At 67.3% G+C, this 20,920-nt stretch carries 23 protein-coding genes; 16 read left to right on the top strand and 7 right to left on the bottom strand.

From position 1 onward, the window contains the following. Positions 1 to 4: 4 nt before the first annotated feature. Genes CK206_RS18525 through CK206_RS18500 form a run of 6 tightly spaced genes read left to right on the top strand, consistent with a single transcriptional unit; the run spans position 5 to position 5,827 of the window. Entirely contained in the window at positions 5 to 1,615 is a 1,611-nt protein-coding gene (locus CK206_RS18525; RefSeq protein ID WP_067715232.1) for a peptidoglycan DD-metalloendopeptidase family protein, read from the top strand. A 26-nt stretch (positions 1,616 to 1,641) separates the two neighbouring features. Then, the gene (locus CK206_RS18520) at positions 1,642 to 2,181 is read left to right on the top strand and encodes a hypothetical protein (protein WP_253701968.1); all 540 of its coding nucleotides are present in this window, start codon (positions 1,642 to 1,644) and stop codon (positions 2,179 to 2,181) included. A 28-nt stretch (positions 2,182 to 2,209) separates the two neighbouring features. Next, positions 2,210 to 3,943, top strand: coding sequence for a type IV secretory system conjugative DNA transfer family protein (locus CK206_RS18515; protein ID WP_096907584.1), 1,734 nt, complete (start codon positions 2,210 to 2,212; stop codon positions 3,941 to 3,943). After that, the gene (locus tag CK206_RS18510; protein WP_096907583.1) at positions 3,940 to 4,446 is read left to right on the top strand and encodes a DUF4913 domain-containing protein; all 507 of its coding nucleotides are present in this window, start codon (positions 3,940 to 3,942) and stop codon (positions 4,444 to 4,446) included. Before CK206_RS18515 ends, CK206_RS18510 begins: the two co-directional genes overlap by 4 nt. Beyond that, positions 4,443 to 5,135, top strand: a complete 693-nt coding sequence (locus CK206_RS20200) for a hypothetical protein (protein WP_096907582.1) — start codon at positions 4,443 to 4,445, stop codon at positions 5,133 to 5,135. Before CK206_RS18510 ends, CK206_RS20200 begins: the two co-directional genes overlap by 4 nt. Beyond that, positions 5,132 to 5,827: a hypothetical protein gene (locus CK206_RS18500; protein WP_143337786.1), complete on the top strand. Its 696-nt coding sequence runs from the start codon at positions 5,132 to 5,134 to the stop codon at positions 5,825 to 5,827. Before CK206_RS20200 ends, CK206_RS18500 begins: the two co-directional genes overlap by 4 nt. Before the next feature lie 302 nt (positions 5,828 to 6,129). On the opposite strand, the gene mobF is transcribed toward CK206_RS18500, so the two are convergent. Then, complete coding sequence (mobF, locus tag CK206_RS18495; protein ID WP_254050721.1) at positions 6,130 to 9,654, bottom strand: MobF family relaxase; 3,525 nt, start codon at positions 9,652 to 9,654, stop codon at positions 6,130 to 6,132. Positions 9,655 to 9,907: 253 nt separating this feature from the next. On the opposite strand from mobF, the gene CK206_RS18490 reads away from it, so the two are divergent. The 6 genes from CK206_RS18490 (at position 9,908) to CK206_RS18465 (ending at position 15,013) form a co-directional block, all read left to right on the top strand. Then, positions 9,908 to 10,276 carry a hypothetical protein gene (locus CK206_RS18490; protein ID WP_254050720.1) on the top strand — a complete coding sequence of 123 codons (369 nt, stop codon included), beginning with the start codon at positions 9,908 to 9,910 and terminating at the stop codon, positions 10,274 to 10,276. Then, the gene (locus CK206_RS18485; RefSeq protein ID WP_216824191.1) at positions 10,260 to 10,529 is read left to right on the top strand and encodes a hypothetical protein; all 270 of its coding nucleotides are present in this window, start codon (positions 10,260 to 10,262) and stop codon (positions 10,527 to 10,529) included. The genes CK206_RS18490 and CK206_RS18485 overlap by 17 nt, the downstream gene beginning before the upstream one ends. A gap of 113 nt (positions 10,530 to 10,642) precedes the next feature. Next, positions 10,643 to 11,752: a tyrosine-type recombinase/integrase gene (locus CK206_RS18480; RefSeq protein ID WP_371607152.1), complete on the top strand. Its 1,110-nt coding sequence runs from the start codon at positions 10,643 to 10,645 to the stop codon at positions 11,750 to 11,752. Further along, entirely contained in the window at positions 11,749 to 12,075 is a 327-nt protein-coding gene (locus CK206_RS18475) for a helix-turn-helix transcriptional regulator (RefSeq protein ID WP_096907548.1), read from the top strand. The genes CK206_RS18480 and CK206_RS18475 overlap by 4 nt, the downstream gene beginning before the upstream one ends. A gap of 872 nt (positions 12,076 to 12,947) precedes the next feature. After that, a complete protein-coding gene (locus CK206_RS18470) occupies positions 12,948 to 14,351 on the top strand; it encodes a hypothetical protein (RefSeq protein WP_143337779.1) in 1,404 nt (467 codons plus the stop codon). 62 nt (positions 14,352 to 14,413) lie between these two features. Then, the gene (locus CK206_RS18465; protein WP_096907562.1) at positions 14,414 to 15,013 is read left to right on the top strand and encodes a hypothetical protein; all 600 of its coding nucleotides are present in this window, start codon (positions 14,414 to 14,416) and stop codon (positions 15,011 to 15,013) included. Between the two features lie 48 nt (positions 15,014 to 15,061). Here the strand turns inward: CK206_RS18465 and CK206_RS18460 are convergent, their stop codons facing one another. The 4 genes from CK206_RS18460 to CK206_RS19765 are packed head-to-tail and all read right to left on the bottom strand — an operon-like array spanning position 15,062 to position 17,932. Next, on the bottom strand, positions 15,062 to 16,282 hold the full coding sequence (locus CK206_RS18460) for a PEP/pyruvate-binding domain-containing protein (RefSeq protein ID WP_096907546.1): 1,221 nt from the start codon (positions 16,280 to 16,282) through the stop codon (positions 15,062 to 15,064). Then, complete coding sequence (locus CK206_RS18455; protein WP_096907545.1) at positions 16,279 to 16,884, bottom strand: histidine phosphatase family protein; 606 nt, start codon at positions 16,882 to 16,884, stop codon at positions 16,279 to 16,281. Before CK206_RS18455 ends, CK206_RS18460 begins: the two co-directional genes overlap by 4 nt. Continuing rightward, a complete protein-coding gene (locus CK206_RS18450) occupies positions 16,884 to 17,528 on the bottom strand; it encodes a transcriptional regulator (RefSeq protein ID WP_143337785.1) in 645 nt (214 codons plus the stop codon). Before CK206_RS18450 ends, CK206_RS18455 begins: the two co-directional genes overlap by 1 nt. Beyond that, positions 17,525 to 17,932 (bottom strand): hypothetical protein, encoded by a 408-nt coding sequence (locus CK206_RS19765; protein ID WP_143337784.1) that lies wholly within the window; start codon positions 17,930 to 17,932, stop codon positions 17,525 to 17,527. Before CK206_RS19765 ends, CK206_RS18450 begins: the two co-directional genes overlap by 4 nt. A gap of 153 nt (positions 17,933 to 18,085) precedes the next feature. Here CK206_RS19765 and CK206_RS18445 point away from each other — a divergent pair, with 153 nt between their 5' ends. Beyond that, a complete protein-coding gene (locus CK206_RS18445) occupies positions 18,086 to 18,439 on the top strand; it encodes a hypothetical protein (RefSeq protein ID WP_254050719.1) in 354 nt (117 codons plus the stop codon). An 80-nt stretch (positions 18,440 to 18,519) separates the two neighbouring features. Here the strand turns inward: CK206_RS18445 and CK206_RS18440 are convergent, their stop codons facing one another. Further along, entirely contained in the window at positions 18,520 to 18,834 is a 315-nt protein-coding gene (locus CK206_RS18440; protein WP_096907578.1) for a hypothetical protein, read from the bottom strand. Between the two features lie 91 nt (positions 18,835 to 18,925). Continuing rightward, positions 18,926 to 19,531 carry a hypothetical protein gene (locus tag CK206_RS18435; RefSeq protein WP_096907577.1) on the bottom strand — a complete coding sequence of 202 codons (606 nt, stop codon included), beginning with the start codon at positions 19,529 to 19,531 and terminating at the stop codon, positions 18,926 to 18,928. Between the two features lie 375 nt (positions 19,532 to 19,906). Here CK206_RS18435 and CK206_RS18430 point away from each other — a divergent pair, with 375 nt between their 5' ends. From CK206_RS18430 to CK206_RS18420, 3 genes are all read left to right on the top strand, one after another. Continuing rightward, positions 19,907 to 20,164: a type II toxin-antitoxin system Phd/YefM family antitoxin gene (locus CK206_RS18430; RefSeq protein WP_017836490.1), complete on the top strand. Its 258-nt coding sequence runs from the start codon at positions 19,907 to 19,909 to the stop codon at positions 20,162 to 20,164. A 1-nt stretch (position 20,165) separates the two neighbouring features. Beyond that, the gene (locus CK206_RS18425; protein WP_061228632.1) at positions 20,166 to 20,423 is read left to right on the top strand and encodes a Txe/YoeB family addiction module toxin; all 258 of its coding nucleotides are present in this window, start codon (positions 20,166 to 20,168) and stop codon (positions 20,421 to 20,423) included. Positions 20,424 to 20,571: 148 nt separating this feature from the next. Beyond that, the gene (locus CK206_RS18420) at positions 20,572 to 20,910 is read left to right on the top strand and encodes an Lsr2 family protein (RefSeq protein ID WP_096907576.1); all 339 of its coding nucleotides are present in this window, start codon (positions 20,572 to 20,574) and stop codon (positions 20,908 to 20,910) included. Positions 20,911 to 20,920 lie beyond the last annotated feature (10 nt).

Below are 20,920 nucleotides of genomic sequence, written 5' to 3'. Positions count from 1 at the left end.
ACGGATGCGGTCGGCCAAGCTCGTCGTCGGCATCGTCATCGGGATCATCGTGCTGTCGCTGGTGGTCGTGGTGATCCTCGGAGACGGCAGCGACGATCGGTGCCGCCCGAACGGGGCCATAACCGGCGGCGGGGGAGTGCCCGCCGGCGAGCTGAGCCTGCCGATCGCCGAAGGCGATTACGTCGTGTCCTCGACCTACAAGAGCGCAGACCGGCCCGGCCACCGAGGCATCGACCTGGCCGCCGCCGACGGCACGCCCATGTACGCGATGGCCCCAGGCGTGGTGACCGCCGCCGGCCCCGCGAGCGGGTTCGGCAACTGGATCGTCATCGACCACACCATCGACGGTCAGCCCTACTCGACCGTCTACGGCCATATGTGGGACGACGGAGTGGCCGTGCAGGTGGGCGACACCGTTGCCGCAGGACAGCACATCGGTGAGGTCGGAAACAACGGCCAGTCCACCGGCGCCCACCTGCATTTGGAGGTGTGGCAGGGCGGGCGCCTGACCGGTGGGAGCGAGACCGATCCGCAGCCGTGGCTCGACCGGGCCGCGAACCCGGGCTCGGGAGGCAGTGAGCCGCCCCCCGACGAGTCAACGACCTCCCGTCAGCCGTCTCCGCCCTCGAGTGGGGAGATGCCCGATTCGGACAAGATCGCCTCCAAGGAGAACTTGCAGGTCGACTCGATCCGGGTGGCCCGGGCCGTAGCGCAGCGCTTTCCCGACGTGAAGACCATCGGCGGGTGGCGGCCTGTTGATGCCTACCCCGATCACCCGTCGGGCCGCGCCGTGGACATCATGATCCCGGACTACTCCTCGAGCGAGGGCCGCGAGCTGGGCAATCGCATCACGAACTACCTGCTGACGCACCGCGAGTTCTTCAACATCGAGTACCTGATCTGGCGGCAGCAGTACATCCCCGCCACCGGGCAGCCCAACCAGAGGGAGGACCGGGGCGACCCGACCCAGAACCATTTCGACCACGTGCACGTCACCGTCGCCGGCGGCGGAAAGCCCACCCCGGACCAGCGCTACGGCGCCGCCCCCACCGACGGTGCCGACGACTCCTCGGAGACCACCGGCGCCGCCGGGGGCGACGACTGCGCCCCGGACTTCGGGCATCGCAGCCTGAACGCGGGCGAGATCCCCGCCGAACTGCGCAAGTGGATCGACCTGGGAGGCCAGGTCTGCCGCGAGGTCGACTCTCCGCTGCTGGCCGGGCTGCTGTACCACGAATCGGCCGGCTTCCAGGCCACGGCGGTCTCGACGGCCGGAGCGCAAGGGTACGGGCAGTTCATGCCCGGCACATGGGCGGCCAAGGGCGCCAAGGTCGACGACAACGGCCAGATCGCCGGACCTCCCGGCTCGGGCTCTCCGTCGGACCCGGCGGACGCGACGATGGCCGCCGCCCGCTACCTGTGCGAGATCGCCGAGGGCCAGCGAGAGGGCATCGCCTCGGGCGAGCTCAGTGGCGACCCGCAGGCGTTGATGCTGGCCGGCTATAACGCCGGACCCGGCGCCGTGCAGCAGTTCGGCGGGGTACCTCCATATGCCGAGACGCAAAAGTACGTGGTCATCGTGCCGCAAGAGGCCGCAAGGTTCGCCGCCGCATGAACACCGCCGACGAGTAGGAGACAGCGATGAACACCAAAGGCGTAGCCGTGGTCGCCGCGGCGGTGGTGGCGGTAGTGGTCGCCGCCGTCGCGATGGCTCTGACGCTTGGACGCGATGATGAACCGGGAACCGATGCGCACGTACACATCGACCCGATCACGACCGCCGATGAAGTGGCGGTGGCGGTGATGGCAGGGATTCACACGTGGACCCCCGCGCAGCAGCAGTCCCCGTGGGATGCGATGCACGCGATCTCCGACCAGCTCACCGGCCAGATGGCGGACGCGGCCACCACCCGCCCGGACCCAGATCCTGCCCCTGGGCAGTGGCCGGCATGGGCGCGCTCGGGTGACCGCGTGATCGGCGCCGCAAGCCTGGCCGGAGATCAAGACCCCGTCCCGCAGGACGCGAACCAAGCTCGGCGCCTGGTCACGGTGCAGCAGAAAGTGCTGCACCCCGACGGAGCAACGACCCCGCTCGAGCGCATCACCGCGACCGTCGAGCTCAAGCGCACCGGCGAGACGTGGAAGGTCGCCAGCTACCAATACCGATCTGTGGGCGAGTAACCGCGCACATCACACCAGGGAGGCAACAATGGCAGGCAAAGACCTGGCACGAACGTCCCAGACCCGCGAGCCCGGACCCACGATCGCGCTGGTCATGATGGGCGTGGTGGCGGCCGCGGTGATTGCGGTGTGGGGCAGTATCGCCCTCGGCGAATCCATCGCCCCCACCGGTCAACAGGTTCCCGGTAACCCCGCGGTGGCGGTGATCGACCTGGCCCAGGGGCAGGTGCAGTGGACCACCGGCGCCACGGTCGTCGCCGTGGCCCTGGTGGTGATCGCCGTTGTGATCGTGGCCGTGGTGGCGGCGCTCGTCGGGCGCCGGCAGGGCCGCAGGACCCGCGTCGATGGGATCACCAAGCACCTGGCGGGCCGCGCTGACGTGAAGTCACTGTCGGCCAAGAGCGTGGTCCGCGCCAACCGCGAGCGAGGCGACACCACCCAGATCCCGGGGGTGTACATCGGCAAGGAGGTCGCTTCCGGCCAAGATCTCTGGGGCGGGTGGGAAGACCTGCATCTGGATCTGTGGGGTCCCCGCCAGGGCAAGACCTCCAGCCGCATCATCCCGATGATCCGCCGCGCCCCGGGCATCTGCATCTCCACCTCGTGCAAGCGCGACGTCATCGAGGCCACGATGCCGTTCCGTCAGCTCCTCGGCCGTGTCTGGGTGCTCGACCCGCAGGACAAGGCGGTCGGGCTGGACACCTCCAAGTGGTACTTCGATCCGCTGGACTTCGTGCGCCGCGACCAGTGGTGGGACGGCAACGCCGAGGAGCTCGCCGAGATCTTCAACGCCGCCACCGCCCGCGGGGAGGCCGGCAGCGACCCCAACGCGTACTTCTACTCCCAGGCCGTGGACCTGCTCGCCTCGCTGTTCCTGGCAGCGGCGATGAAGAACCGTCCCATCACCGATGTCTACGGATGGGTCTCCAATCTCGAGGACGCCACCCCGGTCGACATCCTGGCCGACAGTCAGTGGAAGCCGCAGGCTGCGGACCTGGCCAGCAAGTACAACGCCGATCCCCGTACCCGCTCCAACGTGTTCTCCGCGGCCAAGAACATGATCTCCTGCCTGGGACGCAGGCAGATCGTGCGGTGGCTGACCCCCCAGGCCGGTGCCCAGCGTTTCGACCCGGTCGCCTTCGCAAACTCCGAGGCCGACACGCTGTATCTGGTCTCGGATGAGGAGAACCCGATCGGCCGGCCGGTGACGTCCATCCTGACCGTCGCGGTGTTCAAGGCCCTGGTCGACCGGGCCGACACCTGCCCCGGTTCGCGCCTGCCGGTGCCGGTGACCGCCGCCCTGGACGAGATCGCCAACATCGTGCGGTGGCCCAGGCTTCCCGACTACTACTCGACCTTCGGCTCCCGAGGCATCATCTGCTCGACCGTGCTCCAGTCCTACGCCCAGGGCGTGGAAGTGTGGGGCGAGCAGGGCATGAAGAAGCTGTGGTCTGCCGCCGCGATCGTCGTCATCGGCCCCGGCCACAAGGACTACCGATTCCTCGACGAGCTGGCCCATCTCATCGGCACCCACACCGAACAGCAACGCTCCATCTCCAGCGGCGGCGGCGATCGCGGACGGTCCGTGTCGACCCAGACGGTCGAGAAGCAGACCATCACCGCCGCCGAGCTGGCCGCTCTGCCGTTCGGGCGAATGATCGTCCTGGCCACCGGCCGGCGCCCCATCCTGGCCCGGATGGTCCGGTGGGACCACCAAGACCTTCCCTCCGCACCTGAGAAGACCGAAGAGGCCGCAGCGTGAGCCACCTGTTCGACAAGAAGATCGTCGAGGCGTTCGGTGAGACCCTCACGGCGGCGGCCAAGGAGTCGCTACCTGCTGCTGTAGAGGATGTTCTGGCAACACCCGGCCTCACCGACCACCTTGCCCGCACCGTGGAGAGGGAGGTCCAGCGGTTCGCCGAGACTGAGCTTGGCGTGCCGCCCATCCTGCGGTTCACCGACGAGTTCGCTTTCTTCGACGACTACCTGCGACTGGCCTACGAGTCGACGGGCATGAGTCAGAAGTGGTGCTCGCGCTGGTGGGCGCACCGCTCGGTCCGATTCCGCATCCGTTCGATGTGGCTCGCGTACGAGTCACTGGCCCGCCGGGACCCGGCCACCTGCGATGAGGTGTTCCTGCGCACGATCGGCGACCACCACATGCCGCTCCTGACGGGAGAGCGCTCGCCAATGGTCGCCTGCACGTCCGGTCACCAACCGGGCAAGCCCTTGAAATCGGACCCCATTGAGGAAGGCACGCTATGAGCTCGCACCCCAGCGACCCGGTGGTCGCCGATCTGGTCCGTCACGCCCGCGTGGGCGCGGCAGCTAATCCGTACCCGCCGCGGACTCGCTCGCTCGGCGAGCACTCCGCCCGCCAACACTCGGTCGGATCGCTCGTGGTGGAGGCCGCTCGCGCAGACTCCGGCGTATCCGAAAAGGTCGCTCAGGCGCGGCGTGAGGTGCTCGCCGCCGAGCTGGAGCGAAGGCGGCTGGTGCAGGCCGCGGAGGAAGCGCGGCGGCAGGCAGAACTTGATCGGACCCAGGCCGAGCAAGAGCGCGATGAGGCCGTTCGCCGCGCTCGCGAGCGGTCAGGACCGGACCCGGACTTCTTGACCCTGGCGGTGATCGCAGCGGTGACCCTGGAGATCACCGAGTACGAGCTGGCCGGCGTGCTCGATGCGGCGATCACCGACACCCCCGGCCTCTCGTCGGTCGATACCGCCGACCTCGCAGGTGAGCGCAGGGTCGGCCTCACCGAGGAGCTGCTGCACACCGAGGTGGCCGCCGTCGGCGGCTCGCCGGCAGTCGCGGACGTTATCGACACCGGCGTAGGAACGCAGACACCGTCCCAGCTCATCGCCCAGTCCGATCAGGAAGCTCAGCCCGCCGCTGCCACGTTCGACAGCGCTGCGGTGTCCGTCGATACAGCCCCAGAGGTCGAAGAGCTATGAGCGCACAGGCGCCTGGCAACGACCAGATGAGGACCTACCTCGCCGATACCCTGGCAGCGGCCGACTCCCCGTTGACGGTCATGCCGCAAGACCCACAGGACCCGTGGGATGTCCGATTTCACGACGCGCGGTTCGACTCGCACATGAGTGTCAGGCAGGACCGCTTGATGGGCCTGCTCGACACCAGGACTCCCGAAGCCGTCGCCAGGGGGCTCGAGTACCGGTCCGCGGTCGGTGAGATCGCGATAGCGCTCATGGAATACCCCGAGGATTGGTACACCGTCGACACGTACAGTGGCGCCGAGCTAGCCATGTACTCGGGCTTGCTCAGCGTGTACCACCATGGGGCCGACATAGAGGTCGACGTACCGATCGACCACATTGAGCTCGATCGCCCCGACCTGCTCGGTCCAAGCGCACGGGCCGCGATCGAGGACCGTCTCGACCGGACCACGGGGACCACCCCCGATTCCCGATGGGCCCTCACATACCCAGTCGGCGACGAGATCAAGATTGGGCAGCTTCCCCCGCCTGCGTGGTCTCCCGATCGCGCTCTCGGCAGCGAGCCCCTGTCGTCGGCGAATCCGTTCACGGAGTCGTACTTGAGCCACCGCGCTGATCGCACGTTCGAGGCCAGGTCCGCCGAGGTGACGCAAGCGGACTTTGCTGAACCCCCCGTGATCGAGACGTAGCCAAGTAAGACCAGGACGCGTGTTAACTTACGCTTAGGCGGTGTCTAGCGAATCTGGTGCAGGCTGCGGATGTGCCGTTGCCATAGGTGTTGCCCTCTTGCTGGGGTTGGGAATGTGTTCCTCCTCTGACGACGACAGCACATCGCGCAGCCCCGGCAGCTCGAGTAGTAGTGGCACCCGTCTTAGCCCATTGGATTGTGAAGCGCTGAGGATGACGGCCCTGGACAACGACAACCCCGAGCCCTGGAAGGCGCTGGACAAGTACGACAAGTACTGCTGACAACCCCCCTGCCTTCTCGGGCTCACCACGGGTCGGGGGAGGAATCGGTGGTGGCTCCCCAATCCCATTGCGGTCCGGATGTCGATTCGACGTCCGGGCCGCGTTCTTGTTCTGCGGCACGGTGGGCCAGATAGGACTCAGCGAAGTCGTCAGACGGTGCGGGTGCCGGCGCAGTGGTGAGCGAGCCGTGGGTGGTCGCCAGCCACGCTGCCAGTTCGGTGTCGGTGGCCGGCGCGATTGGGGGAGGAGTGGGCAGGGCATCCCGGTCCCGGTCCTCATTTGTCGCGTGACGTATCCGGTGCGCGATGACGGCCCCTGGATTGTCGGCGGTCTCCAGGTTCGCGGTGGCCTCAGCCCACAGCTCGCGGGGGTCGTGGCCGGTGGTGGCGGCGTCGGCCCAGGCTCGGGCGAGGGAGTCGTATTGGTCGCCTCCGGGCTCGAGGTGTCGGCTGTAGAGGCGCGGCAGGGCGTCGATGTAGCCGGGCAGCGTGGAGCTGGTGAAGGCTTGGGCAGCGAGGTCCACGCCGTGGCGGTACAGCGCTTCAATGCGCGCCGGGTCGGTGGCGCCTGTCATCTCCTCGCGCAGTGTTGCGGTCGCGGAGGCTTGGTGAGTGTCGCGCCTAAGAATGGCGGCCAGTACCTCGGCGGCGGTGGGGGCGTCGTTGTCGCCGGCTGAGTGCATGTGGGCGTCTTCGGCGGACAGGTCGACCGTGGGTTCGCACACGGCGTAGGCGCGGTTCTCCTTCTTGCCGCGGGTCATCGCAACGTACAGGCCGGCACGGTCCACCGAGGTGTCGACGACTGCGTGGGTGGTGTCGACGGTGGCGCCCTGAGCGCGGTGCACTGTGGCCGCATACCCCAGATGCATGTTCTGGCCGGCGTAACCGGCTGGCACTGCCATGTCCTGCCCTGTGGACTGGTCCCGTACCGACAGCGAGCCGTCCTCGGCGATGCCGGTGACGGTGAACAGTTGGCCGTTAATCACGCGCCCCAAGGGCCGGCGGTGATCGTCGTAGAGAATCGAGTTCTTGCGGGCGATGACCGTATCGCCGACACCAATGGTGTCGCCGCGAGCGACCTGGGTTGTGCGGGTGTCATCAACTTGCCCACGGGCGATCCGGTCGGCGCGGATGACCTCGTTGAGCGAGTCGACGTCGCTGTTTCGGGACGCGATGATCAAGCTCTTGCGGCCCATCTTGGTGTCCTCGAGGAAGGCTTGAACGGCGTCGGTGAGCATCTGCTCGCGGTGCCCGCCACGGATCCAGCCACGGCGCCCGTAGAGGCCCAGGGCGTCGGTGTCGCCTTCGCGTAGGGCGAGCGTTGCCTCGGCCTGCTCGGAGTCCGCTCCCATACGCATGACCTCACGCAGTTCGACTGTTCCCGGGGTGCGGGTCAGGTCGGCGAACAGGCCACCGGTCTCGACGGCGGCGAGCTGCTTCGGGTCTCCGATCAGGCGCAGGACAGCGCCGGATTCGGCGGCGATTTCGGTCAGCGCGGCGAGGTTCTCGGTACTGGCCATGCCCGCTTCGTCGACCAGCAGCATGTCGCCGGGGCGAATCTTCACCGGCAGCGCCTCGAGGCTCCTTCCCGGGGCACCGGGGTTCCGACCGAGCCAGGTGAAGGTCAGGGAGTCGATGGTGCGGCAGTCGGTACCGATGTCCTCAGCCAGCACGCTGGCCGCTGCCGCGGAGGGTGCCAGACCGATGACGTGGCGACCCGTGTTCTCCCACGCCTGCACGACCACTTTCATGGCGGTGGTCTTGCCGGTACCGGCCGGTCCGACACCGGCGGCGAGCAGGGTTCCCGCCCCGACGAGGTGGTGCGCCAGTTCCTTCTGCCCGGTATTCAGCGGCCAGCCTGTGGCCCTGGCGTGGGCGGCAAGAGCCTTCTCTAGCGTGGCGCGGGACGCGATCACTGCCACCGGTGTGCGGGCTGCATCGAGGACGCGAGTCTCGGCGTCGAGCACGGCCTGGGTGGTGTACTTCTCGGCGTTGGCGTGCCGGTCTATACCTGCGCCGGTGTGGCCGGTCAGGCTCTCGGGCAGGCTCAACGGCTCAGGGGGCGTTAGCTCCACCATGAGCTCCCGAAGCGCGATGTCCATGACCGTGGCATGAGCCTGGTCGAGGGCGCCTGAGGAGGCGAACCGGTAGCCCTTCAGAGCTGTCGACACGGCCGTGTCGATGTGCGACCGGCGGAACTGCGCGCGGCGTGACGACACCGATTGAACGGCCTGCTCGGCGACCTGCCGGGCGTGGCTTTCGGTGTCAAAAACTTTGCGGGGCGCATCGACGGTGGCCTGCTCGGTAACGTCCCGGACAACGGATGAGACGGCGTCGGCGCCGATGGTCTGCTCAGCCACCCGGCGCCACTTGGCACGGTGCTCATCGAGGGACTGGGCAGGCTTCTTGGCGTCGCGGGTATCGAGGATCGCCTTCTGCCACAGGGCGTACGCCGCTCGCTGGGTGGGCTGGCGACCGTTCTTATCTACGTACTCGGCAACGAGCTGCTCGTACACCGGGCGCGCTAGCGCGCGACGGGAGGAGAACACGTCAATGAGACGGCGGTCGATGCCCTTGATCTCCCAGATCGGCGCCTTGTCCGGGTGCGGGTAGTGCGCCTCGAAGTTCAGACCCATCCGGCGGGAGAGCAGGTCATGCAGGACAGCGTCGTAGCGAGCCGAGATCGCCTGGTGCATCTGGTGGATCGTCCGCGAATCCAGCGTGCGCCACCGGCCGTCGGGGCCTTGCACCTTGTTGGCGATCAACACGTGCGAGTGCAGGTCCGGGTCCCCGCCACGGGTGTCGAAGTGCGTGAACTCAGCGGCGACGATGCCCTTAGTTTTCACCTGCTCGATGCCGCCGGCGCCCACGCGGGTGTAGATCGCATTGTCTTCGGCCCACCGCAGGGCCTCGGCCACCGCTTCATGGTGTAGCGCCGCCACTTTCGAGGCCGTTTGCTCGTCGGACAGCGCCCACAGAACGCTGACACTTTTGACCGGTGAGAAGGTGAAATCGAACCCGGCGACGGCCTGGCGGACCTTGTCCCGTTCGCGGTTTACCCAGGCGATGACGTCCTTGCCGGAGGCGTGTTCATAGCCGAACTCATCGGAAAAGAACGGGCGGGCCACGCTCTCGGCAAGTTGGTTTCTCTCGTCGGGAGTGGGACGGCGCCCCTCGGCGGTGAGGAACGACTTTTCGGCGGCGGAGATCGCCGCGAGAACGGGGACATCGCCGGAGTACAGGGGGTAAGCCCGGCCCAGCTTGCAGGCGCCCAGGCTCTTCCCATCGGCCATCATCTGATCGGTGTCCGGGTGTAGCCCTTCGCCGTACAGGGCGGCCATTTGGACCTCACCCACGACTGCGCCGGCGGTTGCTGTCTCAGACAGAAGGCCGGCCAATCCGCTGCCGATCCACCGCCCCGGCGGTGTTCCCTTGGCCGCGTAGTAGTCCGACAGCGACTTGCCCGCGGGGTCAGCGTCGTGGGTGGCGACCGAGCGCAGCAGGTACTGGTATCCAGTACCGGCGTGCACCGCTCGGAGGCTCATCATGAGCCCCAGCGTAGAGGCGCCCCAGGGCGGCGTCTATGCACGCCGCGCCGTCGGCGCGCTGAGCAGGCATTTTCCAGACGTCTCTAGTAGTGCCTACTGTGTGTGGCAGTTTGTGGCGAGCGACAGCGAGGATGATCTAGCACGGCCAGTGCTAGATATGGTGCGGCGATCGGGGACCAGGACGGCGAGACGATGACGGTGGCATGGTGGTTGGGCATTGCGGCACGATGGGTAGGGCAATAGGGTCGGAGTTATGGCGGCGACGAAGACTGATTCGCGTTCACAAACCGCACGCGCGAGGGCTCGTCAGGCGATGGCCGACGAGCTGGAGCGGGCTCGCAAGCGCGAGGCCAAGCTGGTCGCGGTGTTCTCGGCGATCGACGCCCGTGATGACGCGCAGATCGCCCTCGGCCAGGCGCTGGTCGAGCTTCGGGACCTGGGTGTGGCGCAGGCGGATCTGGCGGAGATGACCGGACTGTCCGCCCGCGAGGTCGGGGCGGCGATCCGCGCCGCTAAGGACAACACCGCCGACACCGACGACGCGGCCACGGATGCGGCCGACAGCGACACCACGGCGGCCGGCCAGACACCCGCGGACACCAACGGTGACCAGCAGCCCTGAGCCCGTCGCCGGCGGATGGTTCGAGGACATCCCGCTGCCGGGAATGGACGCCCGTCCCCGACCCCGGCCTGCCGCGAGGCGGTCCAGGCCGTACGACTCGACGCTGCCTCCGACCGAAGCAGCGATCGCCGCGTTTTACTCCCGTGTCGTGCGCGCCCCGGGCAACGGGTGCCACATCTGGACCGGCGCCATCTCCGACGGGTACGGACGGAACCGCGCGGAGTTGCATCTGGTCGGCTATTCGACGTCATAGTGAACCCGCTGGCCGATCACCAAAACGCGCTTCCCGCTCACATGGGCGTCAGTTGACCTCTACTTTAGCCATTGCATTAAACGACTCGATGTTGCATCGTATACAACATGATGATGAGGGCTGAACTCCCCGGTTCCGCACGCTATGTCCTGCCGGACGGCGTGACATTCCTCGACGCCAAACCTGCGGTGTTCGAGGCGATGCTCGACGGCTGGGCGATGCAACAGCGTTCCCGCTTCCTGAAAGCTCAGACCATCGACGTACGCCTCGCGTTGATCCGACGCTTCGCCGTGTTCACCAACGAGTACCCGTGGTCCTGGACATGCACGGACGCCGAGGCGTTCATCTCCGACCGCCGACAAGCGGCGCATCCGATCGCGATGTCCACCGCGCGGATGTACGAGATCACCATCCGGATGTTCCTGACCTACATCACCGATCCCCGCTACGGCTGGATCGGCACGTGCCAGCAACTCTTCGACACTGTGCCGCAGCAGATCTTGCACGAGTGGAACACCATCGTCCACACCACCGACTACGAAGGCGCACCCGGCCGACGACCACTGAGCTACGACGAAGTGCAGGCGCTGTTCGATGCCGCCGACGGTCGCGCCGAAGCGATCCCAGGGACCGGGCGTAAGGGAGCGTTGACCGCACAGCGTGATGCCGCGCTGCTCAAGATGATCTACGCGTTCGGGCTTCGCCGCCAGGAAGCGTGGGGGCTGGACGTGACCGACCTGCGACACAACCCGACCACCCCGTGCTACCGCGACTACGGTGCCCTGTTCGTCCGGTTCGGCAAAGCAAGCAGGGGAGGGACAGCCAAACGCCGCACCGTGCTCACTGTCCCGGAGATGGACTGGATCGTGCCGGTCCTGGAGCACTGGCGGACCGAAGTTCGGCCGCTACTCGGATGCCGGGGCCATCCGGCGTTGTGGGTTACCGAACGCTCGGATCGCATCTCACTGCGCCGCATCGACGACGCGTTCACCACCGCCCGCGACGCGGCAGGCCTGGACCCGGTATTGAAACTGCACTGCCTGCGCCACTCCTACGTCACCCACCTGGTGGAGTTCGACTACCCCGAACGGTTCGTCTCCACCCAGGTCGGCCACTCCTACGCCGCGACCACCGCCATCTACACCGGCGTGTCCGACGAGTACCGCAACCGCCTGCTGCGCCGATCCCTCAACCGCCACCCCGACCTGTGGGAGAGCCCGTGAACAAGAAGATGAGCTACACCTGGCACCTGCGCACCCTGATGGCCGAACGCGGACACTTCGCCACCAGCGACCTCGTGCCGCTGCTGGCCGAACGCGGCATCCACCTGTCCCGCGAACAGGTCTACCGGATGGTCACCACCACCCCTCAACGCCTGAGCCTGGACGTGTTGGCAGCCCTGTGCGACATCCTTGACGTCGACACCTCCGACCTCATCGAAATCACCACCGCCGACGTCTCGGTGGCCAAACCCGCCGGCGCCACCGAGACAGGTCACGCCCCGCCCGTGCGGCGCACCACCATCCGCCGACCCACAAGCTCATGACCGACCCCACGGCCGCCCTGGCGACCGTGCTCGCCTTCCTCCACCCCGACCACACCAAGACAGCACACCGCGCCGCGATCACCGCCACGGAACTGTTACCGGACGAACTCCAGGGCGTACTCGACTACGTGCGCCGGCATCCCGAAGCCGTCCGCACTCACTCGCAGGACCCGCCGCCAGGACTGCACCGACTGCTCGACCAGATCGCGGCACTGCCGACCGAAACGAGCACGCCGCCCCTTTGCGCGGGCTGCGGACAAGAACGTCGCCTGCGGTATTGCGCTCCAGGCGGGGGCCGCTGGTGCATGTCCTGTTACAACGCCTCCCGCCGCACCCCGTGCCGGCGATGCGGAACACTCTCGGTGCCCGTAGCTCGTGAGGACGACGGCGTGCTCTGCGCCCGCTGTCTGCGCGCGGACCCCGATCGCCGACCTCCGTGCTCGCGGTGCCACCGACCCCGGCCTGTGGCCTACCGCATCGACGGGCAACCGGTGTGCCAGAGCTGCGGGCCGAAAAGGCTGTACACCTGCAGCGCCTGCGGCCGACCCGATCAGCCGGCCCACGCAATCACCGACGCTGGGCCGCTCTGCTCCCGCTGCTACCACCTCAGGCGCCCCCACACCTGCCACCAATGCCGACGCTCGACATCGCATGCCCGCCGCGATCCTGCCCGGCCGGACCAGTGGATCTGTTACCGCTGCTACATCCCACCGAGCGTCGAGTGCACCGTTTGTGGCGAGGTCAAACCCTGCGACAGGGGCGTAGCCAGCGGGCGACCGATCTGCTCGTCGTGCCGCGCACGGCAACGTCCCCACCGGCGGGCGTCGCCCGCGGCGAAAAAGCGCTGCGCAGTCTGTGGTCTCACCCGATCGGTGCGGATCACCCTGCCACTGGGACCGGTCTGTCTATCGTGCTGCCACCAGCTACGCCGAAACCCGATCGACTGCGCCTCCTGCGGCCACCAGCGCCCCCAAGCCGGACTCGACAACCGCGACCAGCCGATTTGCGGCCCATGCTCGGGAGAGCACAGAAACTGGTACTGCCGCTCCTGCGGAGCCATCGATCTTCTGGTCACCACCACCGACTGCCTTGGCTGCCGCAACGCCACCAGAATCGACAAGCTCCTGATCTGCAGTCACCCGCAACTGCGCGGGCAGACCGAGCAGGTGCGGGCCCTGCTGCTGGAGATGTACTCACCCCAGCGCACCGCGCTCCTGCTCGAAAGTCGGCGCAGCTGGCTAACCCTGCTCACCGAGCTTGTCACTGACAACGAACAGCTAACCCACGCGAGTCTGGACTGCAGGCCCCAGACCGGTCGCACCCGCTATCTGCGGCGGCTTCTGATCGCTATCGAAGTCCTGCCCTCACGCGATAACACCGTCGACGACCTCGACTCGTGGATCGACACCCTGCTCGCCGACCAACCACCCCACATCGCCGTCGTACTGCAGCCCTACGCCAGCTGGCACGTCATCCACCGCCTGCGCCGCGTCCGCGGTAACAGCCCGTCCGCAGCAAAGTACGCGCGCACCCGCATCCGATGCGCCACCGACTTCCTGCACTGGCTCCACGCCCGCGGCACCGACCTCGCCCAGGCCACTCAGCAAGACGTCGACTGCTGGCTCGACCAAGGCACCACCACCCGGCGCCGCCTGCGCGACTTTCTGACCTGGACCAACAAGCGAGAACTGACAACAGACCTCGAGGTGCCCTGGCTGGGAACCGATGGACTTCCCGGGCACGTCCTCGACGAGCACACCCGCTGGCAGCTGCTGCGCCGGTGTCTCACCGACTCCGCACTCGACTTACGCCTGCGCGTGGCCGGCGCTCTGGTACTGCTGTTCGGCCAGAACCTCACCCGCATCGCCGCACTAAGCGCCGAGGACATCACCACCGACGGCGGCGACACCTACCTGTCACTTCGCGATCATCCGGTTCTGCTGCCACCAGCGTTGGCCGCCTTGATCGGTGACCTCGCAGGTCAGCCCCTACCCACCGACGACCCCCGGCCCACAAACACCCCGACCTGGCTGTTCCCAGGCCGCAACGCAACCCACCTCAGCCCTGGCCGCCTGGCCCAGCTCCTGGGCCGCGACCTCGGCCTCGACGCCCGCGCGGCCCGCGGCGGCGCACTACTGGCACTAGCCTCCGACCTGCCCGCATCCGTGCTGGCCGACTTGCTAGGCCTGTCCATCTCCGCGGCCCTGCGCTGGGGAGCCCTTGCCGCCCGCGACCAAGGCGTCTACCTCGCCGCACGCCTCGACGACCACGACTGATGTCGGAGTCGACACCTATCCTCGCCACACCCGGTAACAGCTCCCCGACACTCGAGGCCCCGATGACCGCCGCCCTGTTCCCCCGACCCGTAGGAACCGACACCCAGCAGCTCTCCCTGCTCGGCGACCCCCGACCAGTGCGCACCCCAGCGGCACTATGGCGGGTCTGGCTCACCGACCCCGCTACCCGGCATCGGTTCGAGAACAAGCGCTACCGCCGCGGCCCTGACCAATGCTGGCCCTGGATCGGCGCGATTTCCTCCACCGGGCACGGCTCCTTCCGCGCAGCCAGCCTTCCCGGGCTCTCCCGCCGCGGCACCGTCCCGGCACACCTGTACGCCTACCAACTCACGCACGGGATCATTGACCGACTCGGCTGGAGCGCCCTGACCGACCCCATCCTGTGCCACCGCTGCGACTACGCCGGCTGCACCAACCCCGACCATCTACGCCTGGGCACCGCCACCGACAACCGCACCGAATACCTCGCACGACGACACGGCCCGGGCAGCCCCCTGGCCGACACCCGCGGACCAGACGGGCTCTCCCGCACCATCGCTGAGAGCATCCGCAGCGCACTCGCGGCAGGCGAACTCGCACACACCATCGAACACCGCATCAGCGCCGCCATCGCTGCGGGCCGCCCCTGGTCACTGTGGTAACCACATCAAACGAGCCCTCATCGTGTGCGCTCGGGAGAGTAGACCTCTTCACAGCGAGATCTGGCCAGTGTTGCCATCGACGGTGACCACGGAGGAAGAGGTGAGGAGTTCGGTCGCTCGTGGGACTGAGAGTACGGCGGGTATCCCGACTTCTCTGGCGACGATCGCTGCGTGGGAGAGCACTCCACCTATTTCGGTCACCACTGCCGATGCAATGGTGAACAGCGGAGTCCACGCAGGATCGGTGTGGCGACAGACCAGCACATCCCCGCGCTTGACCTTGGGAAAGTCGCCCGGTCCGCGGACCAGGCGGACGGGGCCAGAAGCCAGTCCTGGACTGGCTGGCTCTCCGGTGAGGGTGGCATTGCCGGAGGCCATCGGGGGCAGTGCTGTGGAGTCAGGGACGGCTGCGGTCACGGGTCGGGCTTGAAGGACCCACGTCGTGTCGTCCGTGATGGCCCATTCGATGTCTCTGGGACCACCCAACGTGATGGAGACCTCTTTGCCGAGGGCGTGCAAGCGCAGAACGTCGCGGTCCGTGAGACAGGGCTCCTTCTGCTCTGCCGCGGATGTGGGGCGGGTGACGAGATGCCCGTCGTAGCGGTCGGTGCGCTCGGCCTTGAGTCCTAGCCGGCGCTCGACGATGCCAGAGTCTTTGACGCGCCAGGAATCGGGAGTGACGTGTCCTGCGACGAGCCGTTCTCCGATGCCCCACGATGCTTCGATCACGCTGGTAGTGCCGGTGAACATGATCCCGGAGACGCTGGCATCTACGAGCCGTTGGACGAGCACGGACATGTCGACTGGTGCCTGCCAGGCTTGGCGGGCTCGGTACGCGGCAGCGCGGTCGGTCCACAGCGAGGCCCAGCACTTCAGGATCGCCTGGCATACCTGCTCGGCTCCGCGCAGGACGAGGAAGCTGTCATGCTGTCCTGCGGCAGATGCGTGGGCGTTGTCTTCAGCGATCGAGGATGAACGCACGGCCACGTAGTCAGTCGGCGCCCCGTCGGTGATGCGCTCCAACGCCCGGGAGACGTCATCGACAACGCCGTCCGGGAGGCGAGAGCGCAGGATTCGTGATCGAGCCTCTTCGGCGTGATCGGTGGAGAGTTCGGTGAGGCCAAGTGCCGTGGCCGCGCCTCGGTAGGTGGTTGCTGGCACCACGAAACCGGTAGGTACTTTGAAGCCAGCCCGTGTCAGCCCGGCCAAGGGGGCGGCTTTGCCACCGGCGGTCGAGTGATCGGCGTCGACGAGGTCCACGATGTTCACAACTGTCTCCCGCCGGCGAAGCCTGTCCACCGCAGTTCGGCGGGCAGGTGAGACATGTCGTTGACCATCACCACGCCAGGGGGTTCCCCGTCGGTGTGTTCGATCACCGTGAGCCCAGTGTTAGCGACACCGGCCAGCGACATCCATCGGGCAGGTGGGGCACTGAGTGCATCGCGCACCATCCAGGCGATCGGGTACGCGTGGGTCACGGCTACCTCGTGGGTCGGGCGCTGTGCCCGCGTGTTCGGCGTGCCGAACCGTGCCGCCAGGCCGTCTGCGGTCCTTCGACCGGCATCGGCTTCGCTGCGGTCATAGCCGTCGAAGAATCCCACCCATGAGGGTGAGAGGTATTCGCGGTCAGGGACGAACGGGACATGGTCGACGAGTTCGGCAGCCTCGTCGACCAGGACGCGCGGCATCTCGGCTGCGATGATCCGGGCACTCTCGACTGCCCGTGGCAGCGGGGAATGCCACACGACGTCGATGGGCAAACGGGCGAGTCGCTGGCCGATCAATCGGGACTGTGCCCGGCCCTCGTCGGTCAACTGGCCCCAGGCGTCGGCTGCCCCGTGGCGCACGAGATAGATAGTGCGAGCGGCCATTACCGTCCTCCTTGATGGGGTTCCGCGGAACGGTCGCGGCCAAGACTGGACAGCAGGTCCTCATGGAGTTCTGCCCACACGATGTGGCAGGAGAGGCGGCCCACGCCGGCCACCCACTGATGGTCACCCGCGCGAGCCTTGTGCAAGGCCGCCGAGAACTGCCGCGGGTACCGGCTGAACCGCGGCAGCCGGCCAACCAGGCCTGCCATGAGGTCGCTGAGAGCATCGGCTAAGGCCGTCAGCTCCAGCAGCACCTCGACTCCGCGCTCCGTACGCTCAGCGGAAGAGCGAAGCTGCCAGTCGGTCACAGCCCGGACGAGGCGGGGATTGACGCTGGTCTCAAAGTTGTCAGCCGTGGCTTGGAGGACGAGTCGCGCGCCGGACGCCTCAAGTTCTTCCTGTAGCAGTTCGCCGTCGCGGCACTTGCCCGCTTCGGTAAGAATCCAGCCACCGGAGTCAGCGAACGTCATACGCTCAATCAGATACTGCCTGTTGAGGACGCAGAGAGTGTCACCGACGATGCTGACTGGCAGGTCGACGCGGTCAGCGACCGCCTCAGTGTCCGCGAACCCGGCGAGGCGGACCCCGTGAAGCACCAGCAACTCTTCTCGGGACTGCCACGAATCGGATCGTTCAGCTGTCATTCTGGTTGCTCCACGACGTCGTCGGCCTGGGCGCGAGTCGACACCCGCTGAAAGCGCTGCTGAGCTGCCTGCGGAGATTTCACTCCCAGCTGCTTGGCGATTTCGGGCCAGGTCAGTCCCTCTGCCCTCGCGATCAACATCAAACCTGCTTCGAGCGCATCGAGGTCAGCTCGTGCCGACTCTAGAAGTGTCAGAGCCGCACGAAGATCATCGTGAGAAGCATCGCCAACTGCTGAGTTCGCTCGCCACATGGCAAACCGCAGCAAGGTCACATCGTCGGGCATGGCTCCTGGCGGCAGCCAGGGGAGCGGAGGCAGCTGGTCGGCACCGGACTTGCCCAGCCGTTGCCGCGCGGAGTCCACCTCATTCAGCTCATCGAATTCGTTCGGAATGACAGGGCTCATGCCGCAACCATGACAATGCCAACATCGTGTTGTCAACGAACTGTTGAAAACTGAGGGTTTCCATGGTGGCCAGAGCCCCTCTGCTTTGAGGTGGGCAGCGTTCTGCACTCGCCGGGGACGGCCTGTATTGCACCTACTTCGAATACCTACCGGTTGCCGGTCATCAGTTGGCGATCAGGTGGGGTCAGCCGCACCGAGTACGCCCACCGTTTCGCACTTGTCATCGCCGGCGAACTCGACGCCGGTGCGATTGGCGAGCACCGCTGCAACGAACCGCTGTGCGTGCGCGTCGATCCAGGACATCTCATCGCCTCCACTCAGTCGGCGAACCTGCTCTACGCGGTGGCCTGTGGCCGCACCGGGATCATCCGCAGCCTGGCCGAGCGCCACGATCGCCAGGCCCGCTCACTGGCCGTCCGCGACGCCGTGGCAGACGGCTGGGACCCGGTCGCCTACGCACGGGCATCCGGCAACGCCGCACCGCTCGACACACCCCCACTGTTCTGAAGGCTGCAGTACAGTCGCCCCAAGAGATGGCCTCGCCGACGGCGGGGCCATCTGTCGTTGGCGGCCCGGGCCAAGATGTGTCAGCGGGGCGCTGCTCGTCGGCGCAGCTGCCAGTACCGCGGGATCGTCCATCGCAGCGGGGTCCTATCGATCACCCACAGCGCTATCCGCGACCGGTAGTGCTCGTCGTGGCGCACCGCGAACGACCAATGACCGACAAACCACGCCAACAGCCCCAGCGCCGCTACCGTGGGCGCCCACGTACGACCCTGCAGGGCACCGAGCATGCCAACCACCGCGCAGAACCCGCCGACCCCACGCGCTACCGGCGGCAAGGCCAAGGCGCCGCCAGCGACGACAGCGGTAGCCAGCAGCGCGGTCTCCAGATCCCACATTCCACACTCCTGTCGCTAGCGACTTCCGCTGCGGCGCCCACACGGGCCTCACGGCCTGATCCGCTGCCAGTGTGGCTTTCCCCTCCGACAGTCAGTGCGCGTCGCGCTTTGGCGGGCTGGCTGACTGGCCCGGCTGATCCGACCGGCCTGGCTTGCGAGCGGTCTCGCGCAGCGAGTCCAGGACCTCCCGCAGGGTGTCCGAGGTGGCCTCCGCCCGGACCCGTGCCCGGTCGGACTCCTCGGCCTTGGCGCGCGCGATCGCGACGTCCTGGCGTGCGGTCTCGATCTGACCGCGCAGCTGCTCGAGCTCGCCGCGCACTGCCTCGAGCTCGGCGAGGGCGCGGTCTCGGACCGCGACAGCCTCGTCGCGTTGCGACTCCGCTTGTTCGGCCGCCTCCAGGGCGTCGGCCTCGCCGCCGCGGGCTGTATCCAGCGCCACAGCGGTCGCCTCGTCCGCCTGCTCGGCGGCGCGCTTCCATGCCGCGGCCCACACTGAGGCCACCATCGCCGACATTGCCTCCGACAGATCTGGGGCCTCGGGCACATCCCCGGCAACGCCGGTGGCGTGCTCGCGCATCCATGCGGCCACCTCACCGATGCGTACCCCCGCTTCGCGCTGCACGCTGCGCACGGTGACCTTGTCCCCTCGTGCAACGAGTACCCCATAGGCTCGAGCGATCTTCTCCGACGTCGACATGACAGCCCTCCAAGTCAGGTAACGGGTAACCGGTAACCCGTTTCGTTACCCACGTTACCACCGAGGCTGGACAGGGCCCAGCCATCCGCGCTTTCAGGGCCGGGGGCGGGCGCGAGCTGGCCGTCGACGGGGGCCACCGGCGCGGCGAGGGAGAGCCAGATTCTGGCCACGCCGCTGTGGCCCCAGCCGCGGGCGAGACAGCGGGCCGGAACCTGACCGCGATGCGGTCACAGGGCGCCGACGGGCCGGCGTGGCCACCGGCAGGCCCGCGCCGGGCATCCGGCCGGGCTTTTGCACACAGGCGCCGCACGCGGGTAGCCACAATGGAGCACCGACTCCGCATCCTGTACGCTTTTGCGTACAGGAGGGGTTGAGATGAAGACGATGAGCTACACCGAGTCCCGGGCCCGCTACGCCGAGGTCCTCGACGGGGTCACCAACGACCGCGAAGAGGTCATCATCACCCGCGCCGGCCACGAGCCGGTGGTGATGGTCTCCCTTGACGACTATGAGTCCCTGCGCGAGACCGCCCACCTCATGCGATCACCGGCTAACGCCCGACGTCTGCTCGATGCGATGGAGCGGCTCGAGTCCGGCCGCGGACAGGCGCGCGACCTGCTCGACGCCGACTGACGTGCTACTCGTCTGGGACGACAACGCCTGGCAGGACTACCTCTGGTGGCAACAACAGGACCGCAAGATCCTCAAGCGCATCAACCTGCTCCTGCAGGACATCACCCGCAATGGCAACGAGGGAATCGGCAAACCCGAACCCCTCAAATACGACTTCGCCGGATACTGGTCCAGACGCATCACCGACGAGCACCGACTCGTCTACAAAGTCACCGACACCGAAGTCCGTATCGCCACCTGCCGCTACCACTACGGATAAAGCGCCCCCACAAGCTAGAACTCCTCTGCCCTTTCCATCCGCGAGCTGGTCGGCAGCGAAAAGGACATGTGCCCGCGTTTCGCTTTCGCGCCCGGGCGCATCCTGCAACCCTGCACAGAACACAACACCGAAACACGAAGGATCAGCGATGGCTCAAAAGTTTCAGGTCAGGTACCTCGACGACATCGACGGGACCGATCTCGGAGAGCACGCGAACACCATCTCGTTCGCTTTCGAGGGCAAGGAGTATTCAATCGACCTCAGCGACGACAATGCCCAGGCATTTCGCGACGCCATCACGCCGTACCTCGAGGCCGGCCACCGCGTGACAGGAAAGAACGCCAAGACCGCGCGCAAGGCCACCACCAAGACCCCCTCCGCCGACACCAAGGCCATTCGCGAATGGGCCAGGGCCAACGGCTACGACGTCTCCGACCGCGGACGCATCCCCGCCGACGTCATGGACGCCTACTCCGCCGCCAACTAAGGCTCAGACC

Source organism: Dietzia sp. WMMA184 (genome assembly GCF_002441635.1).
GTDB classification, from domain to species: Bacteria; Actinomycetota; Actinomycetes; order Mycobacteriales; family Mycobacteriaceae; genus Dietzia; species Dietzia kunjamensis.
The sequence above is the reverse complement of the archived record's forward strand: the minus strand, read 5'-3'. Positions and strand labels throughout refer to the sequence as shown.

Coding starts and splice junctions, on each gene's coding strand:
- CK206_RS18525 (WP_067715232.1), top strand. CDS start 5: ATGCGGTCGGCCAAGCTCGTCGTCGGCATCGTCATCGGGATCATCGTG.
- CK206_RS18520 (WP_253701968.1), top strand. CDS start 1,642: ATGAACACCAAAGGCGTAGCCGTGGTCGCCGCGGCGGTGGTGGCGGTA.
- CK206_RS18515 (WP_096907584.1), top strand. CDS start 2,210: ATGGCAGGCAAAGACCTGGCACGAACGTCCCAGACCCGCGAGCCCGGA.
- CK206_RS20200 (WP_096907582.1), top strand. CDS start 4,443: ATGAGCTCGCACCCCAGCGACCCGGTGGTCGCCGATCTGGTCCGTCAC.
- CK206_RS18500 (WP_143337786.1), top strand. CDS start 5,132: ATGAGCGCACAGGCGCCTGGCAACGACCAGATGAGGACCTACCTCGCC.
- mobF (WP_254050721.1), bottom strand. CDS start 9,654: ATGATGAGCCTCCGAGCGGTGCACGCCGGTACTGGATACCAGTACCTG.
- CK206_RS18490 (WP_254050720.1), top strand. CDS start 9,908: ATGGCGGCGACGAAGACTGATTCGCGTTCACAAACCGCACGCGCGAGG.
- CK206_RS18480 (WP_371607152.1), top strand. CDS start 10,643: ATGAGGGCTGAACTCCCCGGTTCCGCACGCTATGTCCTGCCGGACGGC.
- CK206_RS18465 (WP_096907562.1), top strand. CDS start 14,414: ATGACCGCCGCCCTGTTCCCCCGACCCGTAGGAACCGACACCCAGCAG.
- CK206_RS18455 (WP_096907545.1), bottom strand. CDS start 16,884: ATGGCCGCTCGCACTATCTATCTCGTGCGCCACGGGGCAGCCGACGCC.
- CK206_RS18450 (WP_143337785.1), bottom strand. CDS start 17,528: ATGACAGCTGAACGATCCGATTCGTGGCAGTCCCGAGAAGAGTTGCTG.
- CK206_RS19765 (WP_143337784.1), bottom strand. CDS start 17,932: ATGAGCCCTGTCATTCCGAACGAATTCGATGAGCTGAATGAGGTGGAC.
- CK206_RS18440 (WP_096907578.1), bottom strand. CDS start 18,834: ATGTGGGATCTGGAGACCGCGCTGCTGGCTACCGCTGTCGTCGCTGGC.
- CK206_RS18435 (WP_096907577.1), bottom strand. CDS start 19,531: ATGTCGACGTCGGAGAAGATCGCTCGAGCCTATGGGGTACTCGTTGCA.
- CK206_RS18430 (WP_017836490.1), top strand. CDS start 19,907: ATGAAGACGATGAGCTACACCGAGTCCCGGGCCCGCTACGCCGAGGTC.
- CK206_RS18420 (WP_096907576.1), top strand. CDS start 20,572: ATGGCTCAAAAGTTTCAGGTCAGGTACCTCGACGACATCGACGGGACC.